A 17,674-nucleotide genomic window follows, 5' to 3' on the forward strand; every position below is an offset into this window, starting at 1 on the left:
CACCCACCGAGGACGCCGTGCCACTCCCCGAACCGCCCCTTCGCACCCCACTGGACGCCCGTGCCGCAGGGCCCTGGTTCCCGCCCGGAACCGGCCCGGTCCCCGCCCCGGCGGCCCTGACGCTGGTGTGCTTCCCCTACGCGGGCGGCACGCCCTCCCTCCACCAGCGCTGGAGCGGCCGGCTCGGCGACGGCGTCCACGTGGCGCCGCTGCTGCTGCCCGGCCGGGGGCTGCGCCTGGCCGAGGAGCCGTTCACGGCGATGGGCCCGCTGGCCGACGCGGTCACCGACGCCCTGGCGGACCGGCCGGGCGGCGGGGCGTTCGCGTTCTTCGGCCACAGCATGGGCGCCCTGCTCGCCTACGAGGTGGCCTGCGCCCTGCGGGAACGCGGCCTGCCGGGACCGCTCGGACTCCTCCTCTCCGGCAGCAGGGCCCCGCACCAGTACGGCGACCGCGAGGACAGCACCCTGCCCGAGGAGGAACTGCTGGCGCTCCTCGGCGGCCTCGGCGGTCTCGGCGCCGGGCGCGCGGGGGTGCGCCGGGCGTTCTGGCGCCGCAGGCTGCCCGCGCTCCGCGCCGACCTGCGGGCCTGCGACGACTACCGGTGGCGGCCCAGGGAGCCGCTGCACGTGCCGCTGACCGTGCTGGCCGGACGCGACGACCCGCTGGCCCGCCCCGCGCAGACCGAGGCCTGGCGGACGTACACCACCGGCGGCTTCGTCCGCCGCGAGGCGCCCGGCGGCCACTTCTACCTGCTCGACGACCCGGCTCAGGAGCTTCTCCTGCGCGAGCTGCGCGACTGGTGCGCGCGGCTCACCCGCGCCCACGCCCGCACCGGCCCGGACCGCACACCACCGAGGGACTCATGACTTCGAACGGACACCGTCGCACCGCCTCGCCCCTGACGACCGCGGCGACCGTCGTGCGGCTGCTGCGCTCCCCGCAGATCAGGCTGCTCCTCTCGCTCTCCGGCAAGCTCGTCACCCCCGTCTACCGGGCCGCCTTCCTGACCGGCGCCGCGAGCAGCGGCGTCCTGCGCCGGCTCGCCGAAGGCCCCGCCGACGTGCACGCCCTGGCCGCCTCCCTCGGCGTCCAGGACGACACGCGCCGCCTCGCGCGCTGGCTCGACGCCGGGGTGACGCTCGGCCAGCTCCAGCGCAGGAACGGCACGTACACCCTGCGGAGCAGGCTGGCCAAGCAGCTCGCCCGGATCGAGAACGACGCCGCCGCGGGCGCGCTCGAAGAGGTCGTCCGCTTCCACCAGCCGGTGCTCATCGACGCCCCGCGGATGGTGCGCGAGGGCCGCTCGTTCGGCCTCGGCGACCAGGACGGCTCGGTGATCGCCCGCTCCTCGCTGGTGGTGCAGCCCTTCATCGAGGAGGCCGTCTCCCGCGTCCTCGACCGCGAGCGTCCCGTCCGGCTCCTGGAGATCGGCTGCGGCAGCGGCGTGTACGTGCGGCACGCCGCCGCCCTCAACCCGCGGCTCACCGCCCACGCCATCGACCTCCAGCCCGAGGTCGCCGAGGAGGCCGCGCGGAACATGGACCGCTGGGGCCTCACGGAGCGGGTCACCACCCGCCAGGGCGACCTGCGCACCCTCGCCTTCGACGAGCGCTACGACCTGGTGACCCTGCACAACAACATCTACTACTTCCCCGAGGCCGACCGGGTGGAGATCCTCGCCCGCGCCCGCGAGGCCCTGGCCCCCGGCGGCCGGCTGCTCCTGACCACCTCATGCCAGGGCGGCGGTCCGAGCCTCGAAGTCCTCGGCCTCTGGTTCGAGTTCGCCGACTTCGGCGGGCCGCTGCCGGTGGAGGACGAACTCGTGCAGCAACTGGTCAAGGCCGGGTTCACCGATGTGGAGGCGCACCGGATCGTCCCCGGCGAGCAGTTCCGCGCCTTCGTCGGCACCAACGCCTGACCACGCCACCCGTACCGGCCCCTTCAGGAGGACCCGTATGACCGCAACCGACGGCACACCGACCACGGAGAACCCCGGACGGGACGACCGCTACGTCGTCACCCTCGGCTCGGGCGCCCCGGTCGCCACCGAGCAGCTGGGCGGCAAGGCCGCGCGGCTCGGCGAGATGATCGACGCGGGCGTGCCGGTCCCGCCCGCCTTCTGCCTCACCACCGACCTCTTCCGGCGCTTCCTCGACGAGACCGGGCTCGCCGAGGACCTGCGCACCGGCGACACCCCGATACGCAAGGAGATCGTCGCCCGAGAGCTGCCGGAACCGATCGCCCGGCTGATCCTGGACGCCTACGCGGCACTCGGCAGGCCCCGGGTCGCCGTGCGGTCGTCGGCGAGCAAGGAGGACTCGGCGGCCCAGTCGTTCGCGGGCCAGCACGACACCGTCCTCGACGTCGGCGGCGACGAGGCGGTGCTGCACGCGGTGAAGGAGTGCTGGGCCTCCCTGTGGTCGGACCGCGCCACCGTCTACCGGGACGACCCCGCCGCCGTCGGCTCGATGGCCGTCGTCGTGCAGGAGATGGTCCACGCGGACGTCAGCGGCGTGCTGTTCACCATCGACCCGATGGGCGGCCGGCCGCACCGCATGGTCGTGGAGTCCTGCTGGGGCCTCGGCGAGGGCCTGGTCTCCGGCAAGGTCACCAGCGACCTGTTCGTGGTGGACGACCGCACCCTGGAGGTCGTCGAGAAGCGCGTGCGCTACAAGGTCACCCAGTGCGCCGCCGTGGAGCCCGGCCGGGTCGCCCTGGTCAAGGTGGACCCGGCCCGCCGCGACCGGGCCAGCCTGACCAGCGAGCAGCTCGGCGAACTCGCCCGCCTCGCCGTGCAGGTGCGCGACAGCTACGGGGCCGAGCAGGACATCGAGTGGGTGCTCAAGGACGGCCGCGTCTCGCTCCTCCAGACCCGGCCCATCACCACCAGGCCGCAGCCGGACGCCCGGCACAGCCCGTACATCAAGGACGTGCCCGACCACGTCAGGCAGAACACCATGTGGTCCCGCATGGACATCGGCGAGATCTTCGTCGGCGCGATGACACCGCTCGGGCTGAGCTTCGCCCGCTACTACCAGCAGCACATCCACGGCGGCTGCGTCCGGTCCATCGGCACCCGCGACCACGGGGACATGGACCTGCACATGGGCTACCTCCAGGGCCACGTGTACCTGAACGTCTCCTACACCGCGCACGTCCTCACCCAGAGCCCGCCGACCAAGGACGCCGCCGTCTTCACCGAGCGCTTCGCCAGCGAGGAGGTGGACATGCCCTCCTACCGGTCGCCGTTCGGGCAGTTCACCAGCGGCGCGCGGAGCGTGGCCGCCGCCGCGCACTGGGCCCGCAGCTTCGCCGGGGAGCTGGCCCGGATGCGCCGGCGCTCGGAGCGGATGGCCGCGTCCCGGCACCGCGCGTACGACCGGGCGCGCGCCATCGACCTGCGCACGCTCAGCCGCGCGGAACTGGGCACGGAGTTCCGCAAGTACCTGGCGTACTGCGAGGCGATGAACGTCGGCTACATGCCGTACTACATCAACGCGTTCGCCTTCTACAGCGCCTTCTCCGACCTGTGCGCCCAGTGGCTCGGCGACAAGGGCGCCAACCTGCAGAACCGCATCAAGACGGACATGTCCAACCTGCGGACCGTCGAGTCCGCCCGCGAGCTGTGGGAGCTGGCGCAGGCCGCGCGGCGCCGCCCCGAGGTGCTGCGGACCATCATGGAGACGCCGCCGGCGGAGATCGAGCCCGCGCTGCGCGCCACCGACGAGGGCCGCGCCTTCTGGGAGACCCACGTCGCGCGGTTCATGCGCGCCAACGGCACCCGCGGCCGCCAGGAGATGGAGCTGACCAACCCGCGCTGGGTGGACGACCCCTCGTACGTCTTCCAGATGGTCCGCCGCTACGCGCAGGACGAGCACTTCTCCATCGACGGCCTGCTGCGCGGCGACGACTCCGCCGCCCACGAGGCCGAGGCCGTGCTGCGCGAGCTGCCCGCCGTGAAGCGGGCCGTCCTGCGGAAGATCATGTCGCTCTTCGCCACCTGCAGCGAGCTGCGGGAGATCACCCGGATGGCGATGGTCACCTCGGTCTGGCTGGTGCGCACGGCCGTCTACGAGGTGGGCCGCAGGCTGGTCGACGAGGGCGTCCTGCGCTCCCTCGACGAGGTCGCCTACCTCGACTTCGAGGACATCCGCACCTACCTCGCGGGCGACCGCCCGGCCGCCGACGTCTTCCCGCAGGCCAAGCTGGCCGAGCGCAGGCGCACGCACGAGTACCACAACCGGCTGCCCGAGCCGCCGCTGACGTTCGTCGGCGAGTACGACGTGACGCAGGCGCTGCGCGCGCCGGACGACGGCGCCCGCCTCGAAGGGCTCGGCTCCAGCCCGGGACGGATCGTCGGACGGGCCAGGATCATCGAGGACCTGGCCTGGCAGGCCGACGAGTTCCAGCCCGGCGAGATCCTGGTGGCCCGCTTCACCGACGCGTCCTGGACACCGCTGTTCGCGATCGCGGGCGGCGTGGTCACCGACATCGGGTCCATGCTGTCGCACAGCTCGATCGTGTCCCGCGAGTTCGGGCTGCCGTCGGTGGTGAACTGCAAGCACGCCACCCAGCGCGTCAACACCGGCGACATGATCGTCGTCGACGGCGACGCCGGTCTCGTCGAGGTCGTCCGGCCCGCCGAGGCGTCCGGCGCGGCGCCGGACACGGAAGCCGGGAACTGAAGCGGTGCCCGCCCTGCCGACGGCCCCGCCGGGCCCCTCCCGGCCGGCCCCCCGGGCGCGCGCCGGCGGGGCGCGCCCGCCGGCCGTGCCCGGCGGGCGCCACGCGCTGCTCACCGGTCTGGAGCACCGGCTGCGCCTCACGCCCGAACGCCCCCTGCTGGTCCTCCGCACCCCGGGCCCGCTCACCTTCGCCGTGGTCTCCATCGCCTGGCTGCGGGGCCTCGGGGAAGCGGCGCGGGACCACCTCGCGGAGACCCGGCTGCACCCGGACGAGCGGGCCAGGCTGCGCGGGTTCGCCCTGCCGAAGCGGCGCACGGAGTGGCTCGCGGGGCGGCTCGCGGTGAAGCACGCGGTCAAGGGGCACCTGCTCGGCGGCGGGCCCGGCGCCCCGGGCGCGGGCGCCGGCGGGCCCGACCCGCGGGACATCGTCGTCCACGCGGTGCCCGAGGGCCCGCGCGCCGGGAAGCCCTACGTCCGCGAGCCCGTGCACATCGGGCTCTCCCACTCCCTCGACTTCGCGATCGCCGTCAGCGGCGCCCAGCCGCTCGGCATCGACCTGGAAGGACGCCCCGTCGGGCCGCACCTGGCCCGGCTGCTCGACGTGCCCGACACCGGCCGCGCCCCGGCCGGACTGCGCCGGGTGGCCGCGATGCCGCTGCCGCTGCGCTGGGCCTGCCGGGAGGCGGTGGTCAAGCACACCGGCGTCGCGGGACCGGGCGCGCTGCACCAGACCCGGATCACCGACTGGCACCCCGACGGCACCTTCCACTGGACCCCCGGCGCGGCGCTCCTCCGCCACACCCCCGGGGCCGACTCCCTGCCGGCCCACGGCTGGGCGCGGCAACTGGGCACCTACGCACTGGCCGTCACCTGGAGATAGGACTCCCCGTGGTCCCCGCAGAACCCATCCCGTCCCGCACCCTGGTCACCTGCAGCGACTTCGGCCGCGCCCTGCGGACCGCCGCCGGGACCGCCCGGCTCGCCCCGTCCTCGCACAACTGCCAGCCCTGGGCCCTGCTCAGGCTGAGCGGCGCGGACGCGCGCGCGAGCGCCGCCCGGCTGCTGCGGCAGCCCGGCGGCGGGCCCGCGCGCGCCGACAGCGAGTACGTCGCCGTCGTCCTCGACCGCGGCAGGCAGCTCGACTCGCTGGCCTCGCACGAGCTGGAGATGCAGCTGAGCTGCGGCGCCTTCACCCAGCTCCTGACCCGGACCCTGGCCTGCCAGGGGTGGTGGCTGGAACGCGCCGTGCTCACCGACGAGCCCGGCGGCTGGGCCTACCGCAGCGTCCCCGCCCCGGTGCGCGCCCTGCGCGACGCGGGCTGGCGCCCCGACTGGTCCCTCCTCGCCGTCCTGGAACTGCGCTACGCGGGCATGCCCGAGGGCAGCCTGACGGAGTACCAGGAGCTCACCGCGGCCCGCAGGACCAACCGCGGGCCCTACCAGGACCGCGCCGTGCCGGCCGACGTCCTCGAACAGCTGCTCAAGCCGGCGCCGGGGCTCGCCGCCGAGGCCGACCTCGACATCAGGCACCTCACCGCGCGGACCGACCTGGACCGCTTCGTCTCCTTCGTCGCGCGCTACGCGGGCCGGGACTTCAGCCACCCCGAGGCCTGGCGCGAGACGTACGCGTACATCCGCCCCACCCGCGCCGAGGCCGAGCGGCGCGGCGACGGCTTCGCCCTGAGCCAGCTGTTCGGGCCCCTGCACCCGCTGCGGGCCGCGGCCCTGCGCACCGCGCTGCGCCCCGCCACCATGCGGGTCCTGCGGCACGTGGGCTATCCGCGGGTCCTCGCCTCCCGGATGGCCGCGGCGATCCGGCCCACCCCGGCCGTGGTCGCCATGGGTCTGACGCCGGGCTCGCCGGGAGCGGCGGACGTCCTGCGCGCCGGCGCGCGGCTCGCGGACTACTGGCTGACGGCCACCCGGCACTCTCTCGCGCTGCATCCCATCAGCATCGTCCTCCAGCACGAGGACCTGCGCGAACGGCTCCAGTCCTGCCTGGGCCTGCCGGGGCGCACCGTCTTCGTCAGCCGCCTGGGGCACGCGGAGACCGGCTTCCCCCCGGCGCCGCGCAGGGGGGCGGACACCTTCACGCACACGCTGTAGGGCCGTCCGCGGGGACCGCCGCACCCCCGGGGCGAACCCAGGGGGCGGGACGACGGCGGTCCCCGCGGGGGGCGCGCACCGGGTCAGGCCAGGTCGCGCCCCGGCGTCCTCGGAGGTCCGGGAGCCGCTCCGGAGTTCCTGACGCCGACCTCCACCAATGTGCCGGAGCCGTGTTAAGCGGGTGCTGCGTCCACATGTCGTGCTCGTACCGCTTCCGCGAAGTCCGGCCCCCGGCCCGTGCCCGCTACTTCTGCTGCTCCGCGAGGAAGGCGAGCAGGTCCTGGCGGCTGACGACACCGGTCGGCTTGCCCTCGACCAGGACGATCGCCGCGTCCGCGCCGCCGAGCACCGACATCAGGTCGGCCACCGGCTCACCGGAGCCGACCTGCGGCAGCGGGTCCGACATGTGCTTCTCCAGCGGGTCGGAGAGCGAGGCGCGCTGCGCGAACAGGGCGTCGAGGAGCTCCCGCTCGACGACCGAGCCGATGACCTCCGCGGCCATCACGTCGGGGTGGCCGGCGCCCGGCTTCACGATCGGCATCTGGGAGACGCCGTACTCGCGCAGCACGTCGATGGCCTCGCCGACCGTCTCCTCGGGGTGCATGTGCACCAGCGACGGCAGCGCGCCGCCCTCCTTGCGGCGCAGCACGTCACCGACGCGGGGCGCGTCGCCGGCCTGCTCCAGGAAGCCGTAGTCGTTCATCCACTCGTCGCTGAAGATCTTGCTCATGTAGCCGCGGCCGGAGTCCGGCAGCAGCACGACCACGACGTCGTCGGGGCCGAGCCGCTCCGCGACGCGCAGCGCCGCCACGACCGCCATGCCGCAGGAGCCGCCGACGAGCAGCCCCTCCTCCTTGGCCAGGCGCCGCGTCATCTGGAAGGAGTCCTTGTCGGACACCGCGATGATCTCGTCGGTGACGTCGCGGTCGTACGCCGTCGGCCAGAAGTCCTCACCGACGCCCTCGACGAGATAGGGCCGCCCGGAGCCGCCGGAGTACACGGAGCCCTCGGGGTCGGCGCCCACGACGGTGACCGCGCCCCCGGAGACCTCCTTCAGGTAGCCGCCCGTGCCGGAGATGGTGCCGCCGGTGCCGATGCCCGTCACGAAGTGGGTGATCTTCCCGTCCGTCTGCTCCCACAGCTCGGGGCCGGTGGAGTGGTAGTGGGAGAGCGGGTTGTTCGGGTTGCTGTACTGGTCGGGCTTCCAGGCGCCGGGCGTCTCGCGCACGAGGCGGTCGGAGACGTTGTAGTACGAGTCCGGGTGCTCGGGGTCGACGGCGGTGGGGCAGACGACGACGTCGGCGCCGTACGCGCGCAGCACGTTGATCTTGTCGAGCGACACCTTGTCGGGGCAGACGAAGATGCACTTGTAGCCCTTCTGCTGGGCCACGATGGCGAGGCCGACGCCGGTGTTGCCGGACGTCGGCTCCACGATGGTGCCGCCGGGCTTCAGCTCCCCGCTCTGCTCGGCCGCCTCGATCATGCGCAGCGCGATGCGGTCCTTCACGGAACCGCCGGGGTTGAAGTACTCGACCTTGGCCAGGACGGTCGCCTGGATACCCGCGGTCACGTTGTTGAGCTTCACCAGCGGGGTGTTGCCGACGAGGCTGATCATCGAATCGTGGAATTGCACCGTTGTCTCCGGGCTGCGATGTAGTGCGACGAATTTGTGCCGTCAGCCTAGTAAGGGTCCGCCTCATCCGTTCACCTCCGCTCGCGATTGGCCGACCGTGCTTACGGGGCAATGACTGGGTGTACGGCGGATCGGCGACGAGGAGGTGGCTGCGGGGCATGTCGAGGGCGAGGGTGGCACGACGGATCGCGGCGGGCGCGGCCTACGGCGGCGGAGGCATCGGGCTGCTCGGCGCCGCGGCGGTGGGGGTGGTGCTCGCCGAGGTGCAGCTCGCGAAGCGGTATGTGGGCGGCGGGGCGCACGCCGACCCGCCGCGGGCGGACGGCCGCTACGGCCGGGCCTTCCCGGACGATCCGGAGCATCCGCCCGGCTCGGAGCCGCTGCGGTTCGCCATGCTCGGTGATTCCACGGCCGCGGGGCAGGGGGTGCACCGGGCCCGGCAGACCCCCGCGGCGCTGCTGGCCTCCGGGCTCGCCGCGGTCGCCGAGCGGCCCGTCGACCTGCGGAACGTGGCGCTGCCCGGCGCCCAGTCGGACGACCTGGACCGCCAGGTGACGCTGATCCTCTCGGACCCCTCCTGGGTGCCGGACGTCTGCGTGATCATGATCGGCGCCAATGACGTGACGCACCGGATGCCGGCCACTCGCTCCGTGCGGTACCTCGCCGCGGCCGTGCGGCGGCTGCGGACCGCGGGGGCGGAGGTCGTGGTGGGCACGTGCCCCGACCTCAGCACCGTCGAGAACGTCTACCAGCCCCTGCGCTGGCTGGCCCGCCGCGTCTCGCGGCAGCTGGCCGCGGCGCAGACGATCGGCGTGGTCGAGCAGGGCGGGCGGACGGTCTCCCTCGGCGACCTGCTCGGCCCCGAGTTCGCGGCGAACCCCCGGGAGCTGTTCGGTCCCGACAACTACCACCCCTCGGCCGAGGGGTACGCGACCGCGGCCATGGCGGTCCTTCCCACGCTCTGCGCGGCGCTCGGGGTGTGGCCGGAGGAGGAGCACCCGGACGTCTCGCGGGACGAGGGCTTCCTGCCGGTGGCCCGCGCGGCGGCGCAGGCCGCCGCGGAGGGCGGCACGGAGGTCACGGCGGCGATGCCTTCCGGCCCCCGGGGGCCGTGGGCCCTGCTCAAGCGCCGTCGCCGCCGCCGGATCCAGACCCCGGAGCCCTCACCGGCCCACTGACCCGAAGGCCACCCCAAGGGCCCGCGGGCGCCGGGCTCTTGGGGGTCATCGCGCGGGGGCGCGTTGTTCGCCACCGCCACATCTCCATGCTCTACGCGCGCTGCGGACCGAGCATCTACTGTGGTCTGGATCCAGTTGCGAGGGGGGCGCATGCAAGGTGAAGACAGGGCCGGGGCCGGTGGTGGCTCCGGCGGACCGTGGACGGGCAGCACGCCGCAGCAGGCGGGCTCCGGGGCGGCTCAGCACTGGCCCACGGCGCCGTCCCCCGGGGCCTCGTCCGCGCCCCCGCACGCGGTGATCGAGGGCCGCTACGAACTGGTGGAACCGATCGGCAGCGGCGGCATGGGCGAGGTGTGGAAGGCCCACGACCGGCGGCTGCGCCGGTTCGTCGCCGTCAAGGGCCTGCTCGACCGGCACGCCGTGGCCGCCGGTTCCCAGGCCTCGGCGATGCAGCGGGCACGCCGGGAAGCGGAGGCCATAGCCAAGATCGAGCACCCGAACGTGGTGACGGTGCACGACCAGATCGAGACCGACAACCAGGTCTGGATCGTGATGAAGCTGCTCGACGCCGGGTCGCTGGCGGATCTGCTGCACCAGCAGCGGGTGCTCGCCGTGCCGAGGGCGGCGGGCATCGGCCACCAGATCCTCCAGGGGCTGCGGGCGGTGCACGCGGCGTCGGTCCTGCACCGCGACGTGAAGCCCGGCAATGTGCTGGTCCGTGACGACGGTCAGGTGATCCTGGTGGACTTCGGGATCGCGACGTTCGAGGGGGCCACCCCGCTGACCCGGTCCGGCAGCGTCATCGGCACGCCCCCGTACCAGGCGCCCGAACTCTTCTTCAGCGGCCCCAGCCCCGCCTCGGACCTGTGGGCCCTCGGGGTCACGCTGTACGAGATGGTGGAGGGCCGCCTGCCGTTCGACGGCAGGGAGCCCTGGGAGGTCCAGGCGAGCATCGAGCAGTCGCCGCACCCGCCCCTGCGGTACGCGGGCCCCCTCGCCCCGGTGATCCAGGGGCTGCTGCGCACGGACCCCGCCGAGCGCCTGGACACGTCCACGGCGGACGCCATGCTGCGCGAGGTGCTGGGCGCCCCGTCGAACGCCGCCCCCGCCGGGACCGCGCCGCGGCCCCCGGAGCCCGCACCCGCTCCCGCTCCCGCGCCCGCACCGGAGCCCGTGCCCGCCCCGCGGCCCCCCGCCGCCCCGCCGAAGGCCCCGCGGCCCGGCTCCCGGAAGGGCACGAAGAGGGCGGTGGCGGCGGCCCTGGCCGTGGTGCTGCTGTCCGCCGCGGGCTGGCTCGTGTCCAACGAAGTCGGCTCGGGCGGGAAGGCCGAGGACAAGGCCGGCGGCGCCGTCGGCCCGGACGGCCGGGACGGCGAGGCCGGGACACAGGCGTGGCAGGACTGGAAGAAGGCCCACCCCCAGTTGAAGATCGGCGTCAAGGCCGACCAGCGCGGGCTGAGCCTGCGCAAGCGCAAGGACAGCGAGGGGAACCACACGTACGCGGGCCTCGACATCGACATGGCCCACAAGGTCGCCGGCGACCTGGGGTACGGGGCCGAGGACGTCGAGTTCGTCGAGGTCACGTCCGGGAACCGGGACAGCCACCTGAAGCGCAAGGCGGTGGACCTCGTCATCGCCTCGTACACCATGCGGAAGAGCGCCGAGATCGACTTCGTCGGCCCGTACTACGAGGCGGGCCGCGGGTTCCTGGTGCGCAAGGACTCGGTGCGGCACGGAGAGATCAAGGACTCCAGCTATCTGAAGTCCGAGAAGGTGGAGGTGTGCACCGCCAAGGGCTCCACCTACGCGAAGGATCTTCCCTCGCTCGGCTTCACCCTGATGGAGTCGCTGCCCGCCACCTACCAGTACTGCCTGGAGCAGCTGCTGAGCGGGAAGACGAACGTCTACGCGGTGGCCTCGGACGACGCCGTCCTCGCGGGCTACGCCCAGTCCGACGAGGTCAAGATGCTGGACCCCATCGAAGGCACGGAGCGATACGGCGTGGCGATGCGCGCCGGGACGCCGGCCCTGAAGAAGAAGGTGTGCTCGGCGGTGGCGGCGGTCCTCGACGACACGCGGGGGTGGAACGCCATGTACCAGAAGAACCTGGCCCCTCTGCTCAAGAAGCCGACGCTGGGCGTCCCCGACCTGGACCCGAAGGTGTGCCCGGACAGCTGAGCGGAGGGCGGGCGGCGGCCCGGGGCGGGGGCGCGGGGAACCGCGCGACCGGCCCGGGGCGGCCCGCGGAGGACCGTGGCCCCGAAGCCGCCGGGCAGCGGCGGCCCGCCCCCGCCACGGGGGAACCGGCCGGGCCCGGCGACCTGAGCGCCCGCTTAGAAATGCGTCCCGCATCACAGCCCCGCCCCCGTGACGGTCACCACTACGTGCAGGTAACTTCCCAGGGAGTCCAGCCGAAGCCCCACCGCCAGGGGCGTCCCGCCAGAGGAGAGCCCGAGATGCCCGAAGCCGTGATCGTCTCTGCCGCCCGCACCCCGATCGGCCGCGCCTTCAAGGGCTCGCTGAAGGACCTGCGCCCGGACGACCTGACCGCCACGATCATCGAGGCAGCCCTCGCCAAGGTCCCGGAGCTCGACCCGAAGGACATCGACGACCTGATGCTCGGCTGCGGCCTGCCCGGCGGCGAGCAGGGGCACAACCTCGGCCGCATCGTCGCCGTGCAGATGGGCATGGACCACCTGCCCGGCTGCACCGTCACCCGCTACTGCTCCTCCTCCCTCCAGACCAGCCGCATGGCCCTGCACGCCATCAAGGCGGGCGAGGGCGACGTCTTCATCTCCGCCGGTGTGGAGATGGTCTCCCGGAGCGTGAAGGGCACCAGCGACGGCCTGCCCGACACCCACAACCCGCTCTTCGCCGACGCCGAGGCCCGCACCGCGGCCGTCGCCCAGACCGAGGGCTCCACCTGGCACGACCCGCGCGAGGACGGCCTGATCCCGGACGCCTACATCGCGATGGGCCAGACCGCGGAGAACCTCGCCCGCAGCAAGGGCGTCACCCGCCAGGACATGGACGAGTTCGGCGTCCGCTCGCAGAACCTCGCCGAGGAAGCCCTCAAGAACGGCTTCTGGGAGCGCGAGATCACCCCGGTGACCACCCCCGACGGCACGGTCGTCAGCAAGGACGACGGCCCCCGCGCGGGCGTCACCATGGAGGGCGTCCAGGGCCTGAAGCCCGTCTTCCGCCCCGACGGCCTGGTCACCGCCGGCAACTGCTGCCCGCTGAACGACGGCGCCGCCGCCCTCGTGATCATGAGCGACACCAAGGCCCGCGAGCTCGGCCTGACCCCGCTCGCCCGCATCGTCTCCACCGGCGTCACCGGCCTCTCCCCCGAGATCATGGGTCTCGGCCCGGTCGAGGCCAGCAAGCAGGCGCTGCGGCGCGCCGGTCTCACCATCGGCGACATCGACCTGGTCGAGATCAACGAGGCCTTCGCCGCCCAGGTGATCCCTTCCTACCGCGACCTGGACATCCCGATCGAGAAGCTGAACGTCAACGGCGGCGCCATCGCCGTCGGCCACCCCTTCGGCATGACGGGCGCCCGCATCACCGGCACGCTCATCAACTCCCTCCAGTTCCACGACAAGCAGTTCGGCCTGGAGACGATGTGCGTCGGCGGCGGCCAGGGCATGGCGATGGTCATCGAGCGCCTCAGCTGACCCGGCCCCGCGCTTCGGCCTGCACGGTCGGAGGTCGAACAACCGGAGAACACACGTTTTCGCTGACGCAGAGTTCACGTGAAGGAGCGCTCCGTCTCTGCATCTTTTCGTGACCCAATCTCCCCCAGGATGTGATCTGCCTCCTGGGGGAGCTGCATATGACCAGCTCAGAGCCGTTCCGCGGGGAAACACCAGGCCCAAAGTCCTGTCCACTTCGTGACGTAATGCACTGACAGCGGGATCGTGCAGGCTTCAAGCTGATGTAGGAAGTCGGGGGTCGACTTGAAACCGGGAGTACGTCAGTGAGCGCCATGCCTCTTGCCCTGCTGCTCTCCGCGGCCGCTGCCACGGCCGTGGGCGCCGCCGCCCTGCACGCCGTGTACGGGCTCCGGAAGCAGCTCGCTGAAATCAGAGCCCTCCAGACCGAGCTGGCCCGCAGCCGTGCCGAGAGCGCCCCGCAGCCCTCGGTGCCGGCCGCCCGCAGCGCCCTGGACACGGACGAGATACGCGCGGCCGTGGCCGAGGCGCTCGCCGAGGAGCGGGAGCGCGAGCTCGCCGAGGCGCGCGCCTTCTGGGCCGCCCAGGAGACCCGCGACGGCACGGACGCGACGTCCTTCCTGCACGGCCTGCCCGGTCTGCCCGACGGCATCGCCGACGAGCTGTTCCTGCCGCGCCAGACGGACTTCGCGGGCCTGGAGGCGGACAGCCTGGAGCCGGTGACGGAGCCCTTCGCCGAGCCGGCGGGCGACGAGTTCGCCGGGGACTCCCCCGAGCTGGCGGCGGCCCGCCGCCGCCACCCCTCGCACCCGGACTTCGTGCCGGTGCAGACGCCCGCCGCCGACGGCTACGGCGACCACGAGCGCACGGTGGCCTGCCTGGAGGAGCTGGCCGACGCCCGCACCGCCCTCGCCGACGTCCGGCCGGGCCCGCTGGGCACCCTGGACGTGTACGTCTTCGCGGACGGCACGACGCTCTGCATGACGCCGGGCCACCGCGAGACCGCGGAGCTGCTCGCCCACGCCCTGCGCGAGGGCCGGGCGCCGGTGCTGCTCGGCGGCTCGGGGATCTCGGGCGCGTACGCCCTGACCTTCGAGTGCGGCTCCGAGAACGTCTACATCCTGGCCGACCGCGTCATCGCCTCGGTCTGAGAGCACCCGCAGGGCCGGGGCGCAGGGAGCCTTCGCGCTCCCTACACCCCGGCCTTCTTCTGCGCCCCCGCCACGAGTTCCAGCGCCCGCGCCAGCTCGTCGGGGTCCCTCAGCACGAGGGCCAGGTCGTGCCCCGCGACGGTGATCTGGTCGGCGGCGGCGAACATCCCCGCGTCCGGCATCTGTCGCGGCGGCGACCCCGGTTCCTCGATGGCCTGCGCGCGCACCGCCAGCTCCCTGGCCAGGGCGAGCGCCTCGGTCGCCGCCCCGCGCTGGAGGCGGCTCTGCGGCGCGGCCCGCAGCCGGTCGGCGAAATGGTCCACTGCGGCCGTCAAAGGCGTCGTATCGAGCACTGTGCGACCTTATGCGCCCCGGCGGGACTGTTGCCAACGCACCGACGCTCAGGCACGGTGTCGTGAAGGACGGAACACATCGCGACGCGTCCGGAGGCGCCGATGTCACAAGTCTTCTCCGAGGAGACCCACCGCAACATGCTCGCCCGCATCCCCCACTGCACCGGTCGAGAAGTCTCCGACTGGCTCCGCGCCGTGGACGAAGGACCCTCTCTCTTCCGCTTCGAGGAGAAGGTCAGCTGGCTCCGCGCCGAGCACGACCTCGCCTATGGCCACGCCAAGGCGATCATCCACGAGTACGACCTGCGGCGGGCCGCCCGCAACCTGCTCTGAACCTCCGACCCCTGCTCACACCGCTCACGCGAAGGGCCCGCGGACCGGATCGGTCCGCGGGCCCTTCGGCTGCCGGTCACCCGGCGATCATCCGTCAGTCGTTGCCCGAGAAGATCGCGATCAGGCGCAGGAACTCCATGTAGATCCAGACCAGCGTCATCGTCAGGCCGAACGCGGCCAGCCAGGCCTCTTCCTTCGGCGCGCCGTACGCGATGCCGTCCTCGACCTGCTTGAAGTCGAGGGCCAGGAAGCAGGCGCCGAGCAGGATGCCGACGATGCCGAAGACGATGCCGAGGCCGCCGCTGCGGAAGCCGAGGCCGTCACCGCCGCCGAAGACCATGAACAGCAGGTTCACGGCGGTCAGCAGGAGGAAGCCCATCGCCGCGGCCATCACGAAGCCGTAGAAGCGGCGGTTGACGCGGATCCAGCCCGCCTTGTACGCCACGAGGACGCCGATGAAGACGGCCATCGTGCCGAGGACGGCCTGCATGGCCGCGCCGCTCGCGATGCGGTTGTCGACGACGCTGGAGACGACGCCGAGGAAGACGCCCTCCAGGGCGGCGTACGTCAGGATCAGCGCGGGCGAGGCCTTGCGCTTGAAGGCCTGGACGAGGCCGAGGACCATCGCGATCAGACCGGCGCCGATGGCGATGCCGTACGACTTGCTGATGTTGGCGTCGTCCACCGGCAGGAGCGCCCAGGCGAGCGCGGCCGTGACGACGAGCGTGCCGAGCGTGGTCGCCGTACGCAGGACGACGTCGTCCATCGTCATGCGGCCGGCGGACGTCATCGGCGCGGGGGCACCGTGCTGGACGTCCTGCTGGGCATACGGGTTCGTGGCGTAGGGGTTGCCCGCGGGGGCCTGCTGGCCCGCGTACGGGTTGCCCTGCGCGTACGGGTTGCCCTGCTGGGCGGTCTGGGTCGCGGCTGCGGGTCCCCCGGCCTGCGGCTGCGCGCCGAAGCCGGCGTAGCCGTTGTCGCGGCTGAACCCCCGTCGCGAGAAGACCGGGTTACTGCTCCTCATTTCACTCCTCCATGGCCACCGAGTGTGGCTTTGCCTCAAGAGTAATGCGTAGGCAAAGGGATGACCCTAGTGCTTGGGGAGGATCTTTCCCTCTCTGAGACCGAGAACGCGCGGGACGGCCCGTACTGTTCCCGGATCGGAACCGTTGCCCCGAACGAGTGGCGGACGAGCAGGGCCGAGGGAGTGTCCGGGAGCGCCCGGGATCGTCACGAGGCGCTCACGGAGCGTGCGCGGGGGCCGGAGGGTGGCTCGCGCCCGGGGCGCGTGGCCGGTCGTCGCGGAGGTGCCCGGAGCCGGACTCGAACCGGCACGCCCCCGAGGGGCAGCGAGGTTTAAGCTCGCCGTGTCTGCATTCCACCATCCGGGCAGGCCGTAGGCCCCGCATCAAGGCTTCGACCCTATCGGGAGGCGTCCCCCGAACAGCGGAAGAAGAGCCCGATGTTGTCTTATTTTATTGACGTCTGAGGGTGCATCAGCCGCGGGCACGGCCCATCGGTACATGCCGGAGGCGTTTCCGCGGTCTCGGCCGGTCTCATGGGCCTCTGCACGGAATGACGGAATTTCACCCTCCTGCCGTTCCCGCTCCCGGCGGCGGACTCAGGGACCTCTCTCATCCCCAGGTATGACACGCCGCGCTCAAGTCCGACTGGAGAGGGTTCCCGGAACCGGAACAGCGGCTGACTACACGGCGCTGATCGGACAGGACGATGGAGTACGTCCCCACTCGTCGTCCCGACAGGAGCACCGCCCCGTGACCACCACCCCCTTCGCCGCCCGCGCCACCGCCGTGGCCGCGCGCGCCACGGATCTCTCCAAGGTGTACGGACAGGGTGAGACCCAGGTGGTCGCCCTGGACCACGTCTCCGTCGACTTCGGGCAGGGCGAGTTCACCGCGATCATGGGCCCCTCGGGCTCCGGCAAGTCCACCCTGATGCACTGCGTGGCGGGCCTGGACAGCTTCAGCTCCGGCTCGGTGCGGCTCGGCGAGACCGAGCTCTCCATGCTCAAGGACAAGCAGCTCACCAAGCTCCGCCGGGACAAGATCGGCTTCATCTTCCAGGCCTTCAACCTGCTGCCGACCCTGACGGCCCTGGAGAACATCACGCTCCCCATGGACATCGCGGGCCGCAAGCCCGACAAGCAGTGGCTGGAGCAGGTCATCGACATGGTCGGGCTCTCCGGCCGGCTCGGTCACCGGCCCACGGAGCTCTCCGGCGGTCAGCAGCAGCGGGTCGCCGTGGCGCGGGCCCTCGCCTCGCAGCCGGAGATCATCTTCGGTGACGAGCCGACCGGCAACCTCGACTCCCGCTCGGGCGCCGAGGTCCTCGGCTTCCTCCGCAACTCGGTGCGGGACCTCGGGCAGACCGTCGTCATGGTCACGCACGACCCCGTGGCGGCCTCCTACGCGGACCGCGTGATCTTCCTCGCGGACGGGCGGATCGTGGACGAGATGCTCAAGCCGACCGCCGACGGCGTGCTCGACCGGATGAAGCACTTCGACGCCAAGGGCCGCACGAGCTAGCGCCCCCTGGCC

Annotated in this window: 14 protein-coding genes and 1 tRNA gene; 11 read left to right on the forward strand and 4 right to left on the reverse strand. The window is 72.9% G+C overall.

What is annotated here, in order from left to right:
* Positions 1-17: 17 nt before the first annotated feature.
* The 5 genes from DCW30_RS08555 to DCW30_RS08575 are packed head-to-tail and all read left to right on the forward strand — an operon-like array spanning position 18 to position 6,794.
* A complete protein-coding gene (locus DCW30_RS08555; RefSeq protein WP_076685773.1) occupies positions 18-869 on the forward strand; it encodes a thioesterase II family protein in 852 nt (283 codons plus the stop codon).
* Positions 866-1,921, forward strand: coding sequence for a methyltransferase domain-containing protein (locus DCW30_RS08560; RefSeq protein WP_076689234.1), 1,056 nt, complete (start codon positions 866-868; stop codon positions 1,919-1,921). The genes DCW30_RS08555 and DCW30_RS08560 overlap by 4 nt, the downstream gene beginning before the upstream one ends.
* A 37-nt stretch (positions 1,922-1,958) precedes the next feature.
* Positions 1,959-4,688: an undecylprodigiosin ligase RedH gene (gene redH / locus DCW30_RS08565; RefSeq protein ID WP_076685772.1), complete on the forward strand. Its 2,730-nt coding sequence runs from the start codon at positions 1,959-1,961 to the stop codon at positions 4,686-4,688.
* 4 nt (positions 4,689-4,692) lie between these two features.
* Positions 4,693-5,568, forward strand: a complete 876-nt coding sequence (locus DCW30_RS08570; protein WP_079250105.1) for a 4'-phosphopantetheinyl transferase family protein — start codon at positions 4,693-4,695, stop codon at positions 5,566-5,568.
* Between the two features lie 8 nt (positions 5,569-5,576).
* Positions 5,577-6,794, forward strand: coding sequence for a RedV protein (locus DCW30_RS08575; protein WP_237283423.1), 1,218 nt, complete (start codon positions 5,577-5,579; stop codon positions 6,792-6,794).
* A 244-nt stretch (positions 6,795-7,038) separates the two neighbouring features.
* Here the strand turns inward: DCW30_RS08575 and DCW30_RS08580 are convergent, their stop codons facing one another.
* Positions 7,039-8,427, reverse strand: a complete 1,389-nt coding sequence (locus tag DCW30_RS08580; RefSeq protein ID WP_062774299.1) for a cystathionine beta-synthase — start codon at positions 8,425-8,427, stop codon at positions 7,039-7,041.
* Positions 8,428-8,585: 158 nt separating this feature from the next.
* Between DCW30_RS08580 and DCW30_RS08585 the strand changes: the two genes are divergently transcribed.
* The 4 genes from DCW30_RS08585 (at position 8,586) to DCW30_RS08600 (ending at position 14,430) form a co-directional block, all read left to right on the forward strand.
* On the forward strand, positions 8,586-9,605 hold the full coding sequence (locus tag DCW30_RS08585) for an SGNH/GDSL hydrolase family protein (RefSeq protein WP_076685771.1): 1,020 nt from the start codon (positions 8,586-8,588) through the stop codon (positions 9,603-9,605).
* 150 nt (positions 9,606-9,755) lie between these two features.
* Positions 9,756-11,783, forward strand: coding sequence for a serine/threonine-protein kinase (locus tag DCW30_RS08590; protein WP_076685770.1), 2,028 nt, complete (start codon positions 9,756-9,758; stop codon positions 11,781-11,783).
* A gap of 278 nt (positions 11,784-12,061) precedes the next feature.
* Entirely contained in the window at positions 12,062-13,282 is a 1,221-nt protein-coding gene (locus tag DCW30_RS08595) for an acetyl-CoA C-acetyltransferase (RefSeq protein WP_076685769.1), read from the forward strand.
* A gap of 311 nt (positions 13,283-13,593) precedes the next feature.
* Positions 13,594-14,430, forward strand: a complete 837-nt coding sequence (locus tag DCW30_RS08600) for a hypothetical protein (protein ID WP_076689228.1) — start codon at positions 13,594-13,596, stop codon at positions 14,428-14,430.
* A 41-nt stretch (positions 14,431-14,471) separates the two neighbouring features.
* On the opposite strand, the gene DCW30_RS08605 is transcribed toward DCW30_RS08600, so the two are convergent.
* A complete protein-coding gene (locus DCW30_RS08605) occupies positions 14,472-14,783 on the reverse strand; it encodes a hypothetical protein (protein WP_232626709.1) in 312 nt (103 codons plus the stop codon).
* A gap of 102 nt (positions 14,784-14,885) precedes the next feature.
* Between DCW30_RS08605 and DCW30_RS08610 the strand changes: the two genes are divergently transcribed.
* Positions 14,886-15,116 (forward strand): DUF4287 domain-containing protein, encoded by a 231-nt coding sequence (locus tag DCW30_RS08610; protein ID WP_062774294.1) that lies wholly within the window; start codon positions 14,886-14,888, stop codon positions 15,114-15,116.
* A gap of 94 nt (positions 15,117-15,210) precedes the next feature.
* Here the strand turns inward: DCW30_RS08610 and DCW30_RS08615 are convergent, their stop codons facing one another.
* Both DCW30_RS08615 and DCW30_RS08620 read right to left on the reverse strand, forming a co-directional pair.
* Positions 15,211-16,140, reverse strand: a complete 930-nt coding sequence (locus tag DCW30_RS08615) for a Bax inhibitor-1/YccA family protein (RefSeq protein WP_062774293.1) — start codon at positions 16,138-16,140, stop codon at positions 15,211-15,213.
* 284 nt (positions 16,141-16,424) lie between these two features.
* Positions 16,425-16,507: transfer RNA gene (locus DCW30_RS08620), tRNA-Leu, on the reverse strand.
* 384 nt (positions 16,508-16,891) lie between these two features.
* On the opposite strand from DCW30_RS08620, the gene DCW30_RS08625 reads away from it, so the two are divergent.
* On the forward strand, positions 16,892-17,662 hold the full coding sequence (locus tag DCW30_RS08625) for an ABC transporter ATP-binding protein (protein WP_076685768.1): 771 nt from the start codon (positions 16,892-16,894) through the stop codon (positions 17,660-17,662).
* Positions 17,663-17,674: the final 12 nt, after the last annotated feature.

This window comes from Streptomyces alfalfae (genome assembly GCF_004127445.1).
Taxonomy (GTDB): domain Bacteria; phylum Actinomycetota; class Actinomycetes; order Streptomycetales; family Streptomycetaceae; genus Streptomyces; species Streptomyces alfalfae.

Coding starts and splice junctions, on each gene's coding strand:
- DCW30_RS08585 (WP_076685771.1), top strand. CDS start 8,586: ATGTCGAGGGCGAGGGTGGCACGACGGATCGCGGCGGGCGCGGCCTAC.
- DCW30_RS08610 (WP_062774294.1), top strand. CDS start 14,886: ATGTCACAAGTCTTCTCCGAGGAGACCCACCGCAACATGCTCGCCCGC.
- DCW30_RS08615 (WP_062774293.1), bottom strand. CDS start 16,140: ATGAGGAGCAGTAACCCGGTCTTCTCGCGACGGGGGTTCAGCCGCGAC.
- DCW30_RS08595 (WP_076685769.1), top strand. CDS start 12,062: ATGCCCGAAGCCGTGATCGTCTCTGCCGCCCGCACCCCGATCGGCCGC.
- redH (WP_076685772.1), top strand. CDS start 1,959: ATGACCGCAACCGACGGCACACCGACCACGGAGAACCCCGGACGGGAC.
- DCW30_RS08590 (WP_076685770.1), top strand. CDS start 9,756: ATGCAAGGTGAAGACAGGGCCGGGGCCGGTGGTGGCTCCGGCGGACCG.
- DCW30_RS08600 (WP_076689228.1), top strand. CDS start 13,594: ATGCCTCTTGCCCTGCTGCTCTCCGCGGCCGCTGCCACGGCCGTGGGC.
- DCW30_RS08560 (WP_076689234.1), top strand. CDS start 866: ATGACTTCGAACGGACACCGTCGCACCGCCTCGCCCCTGACGACCGCG.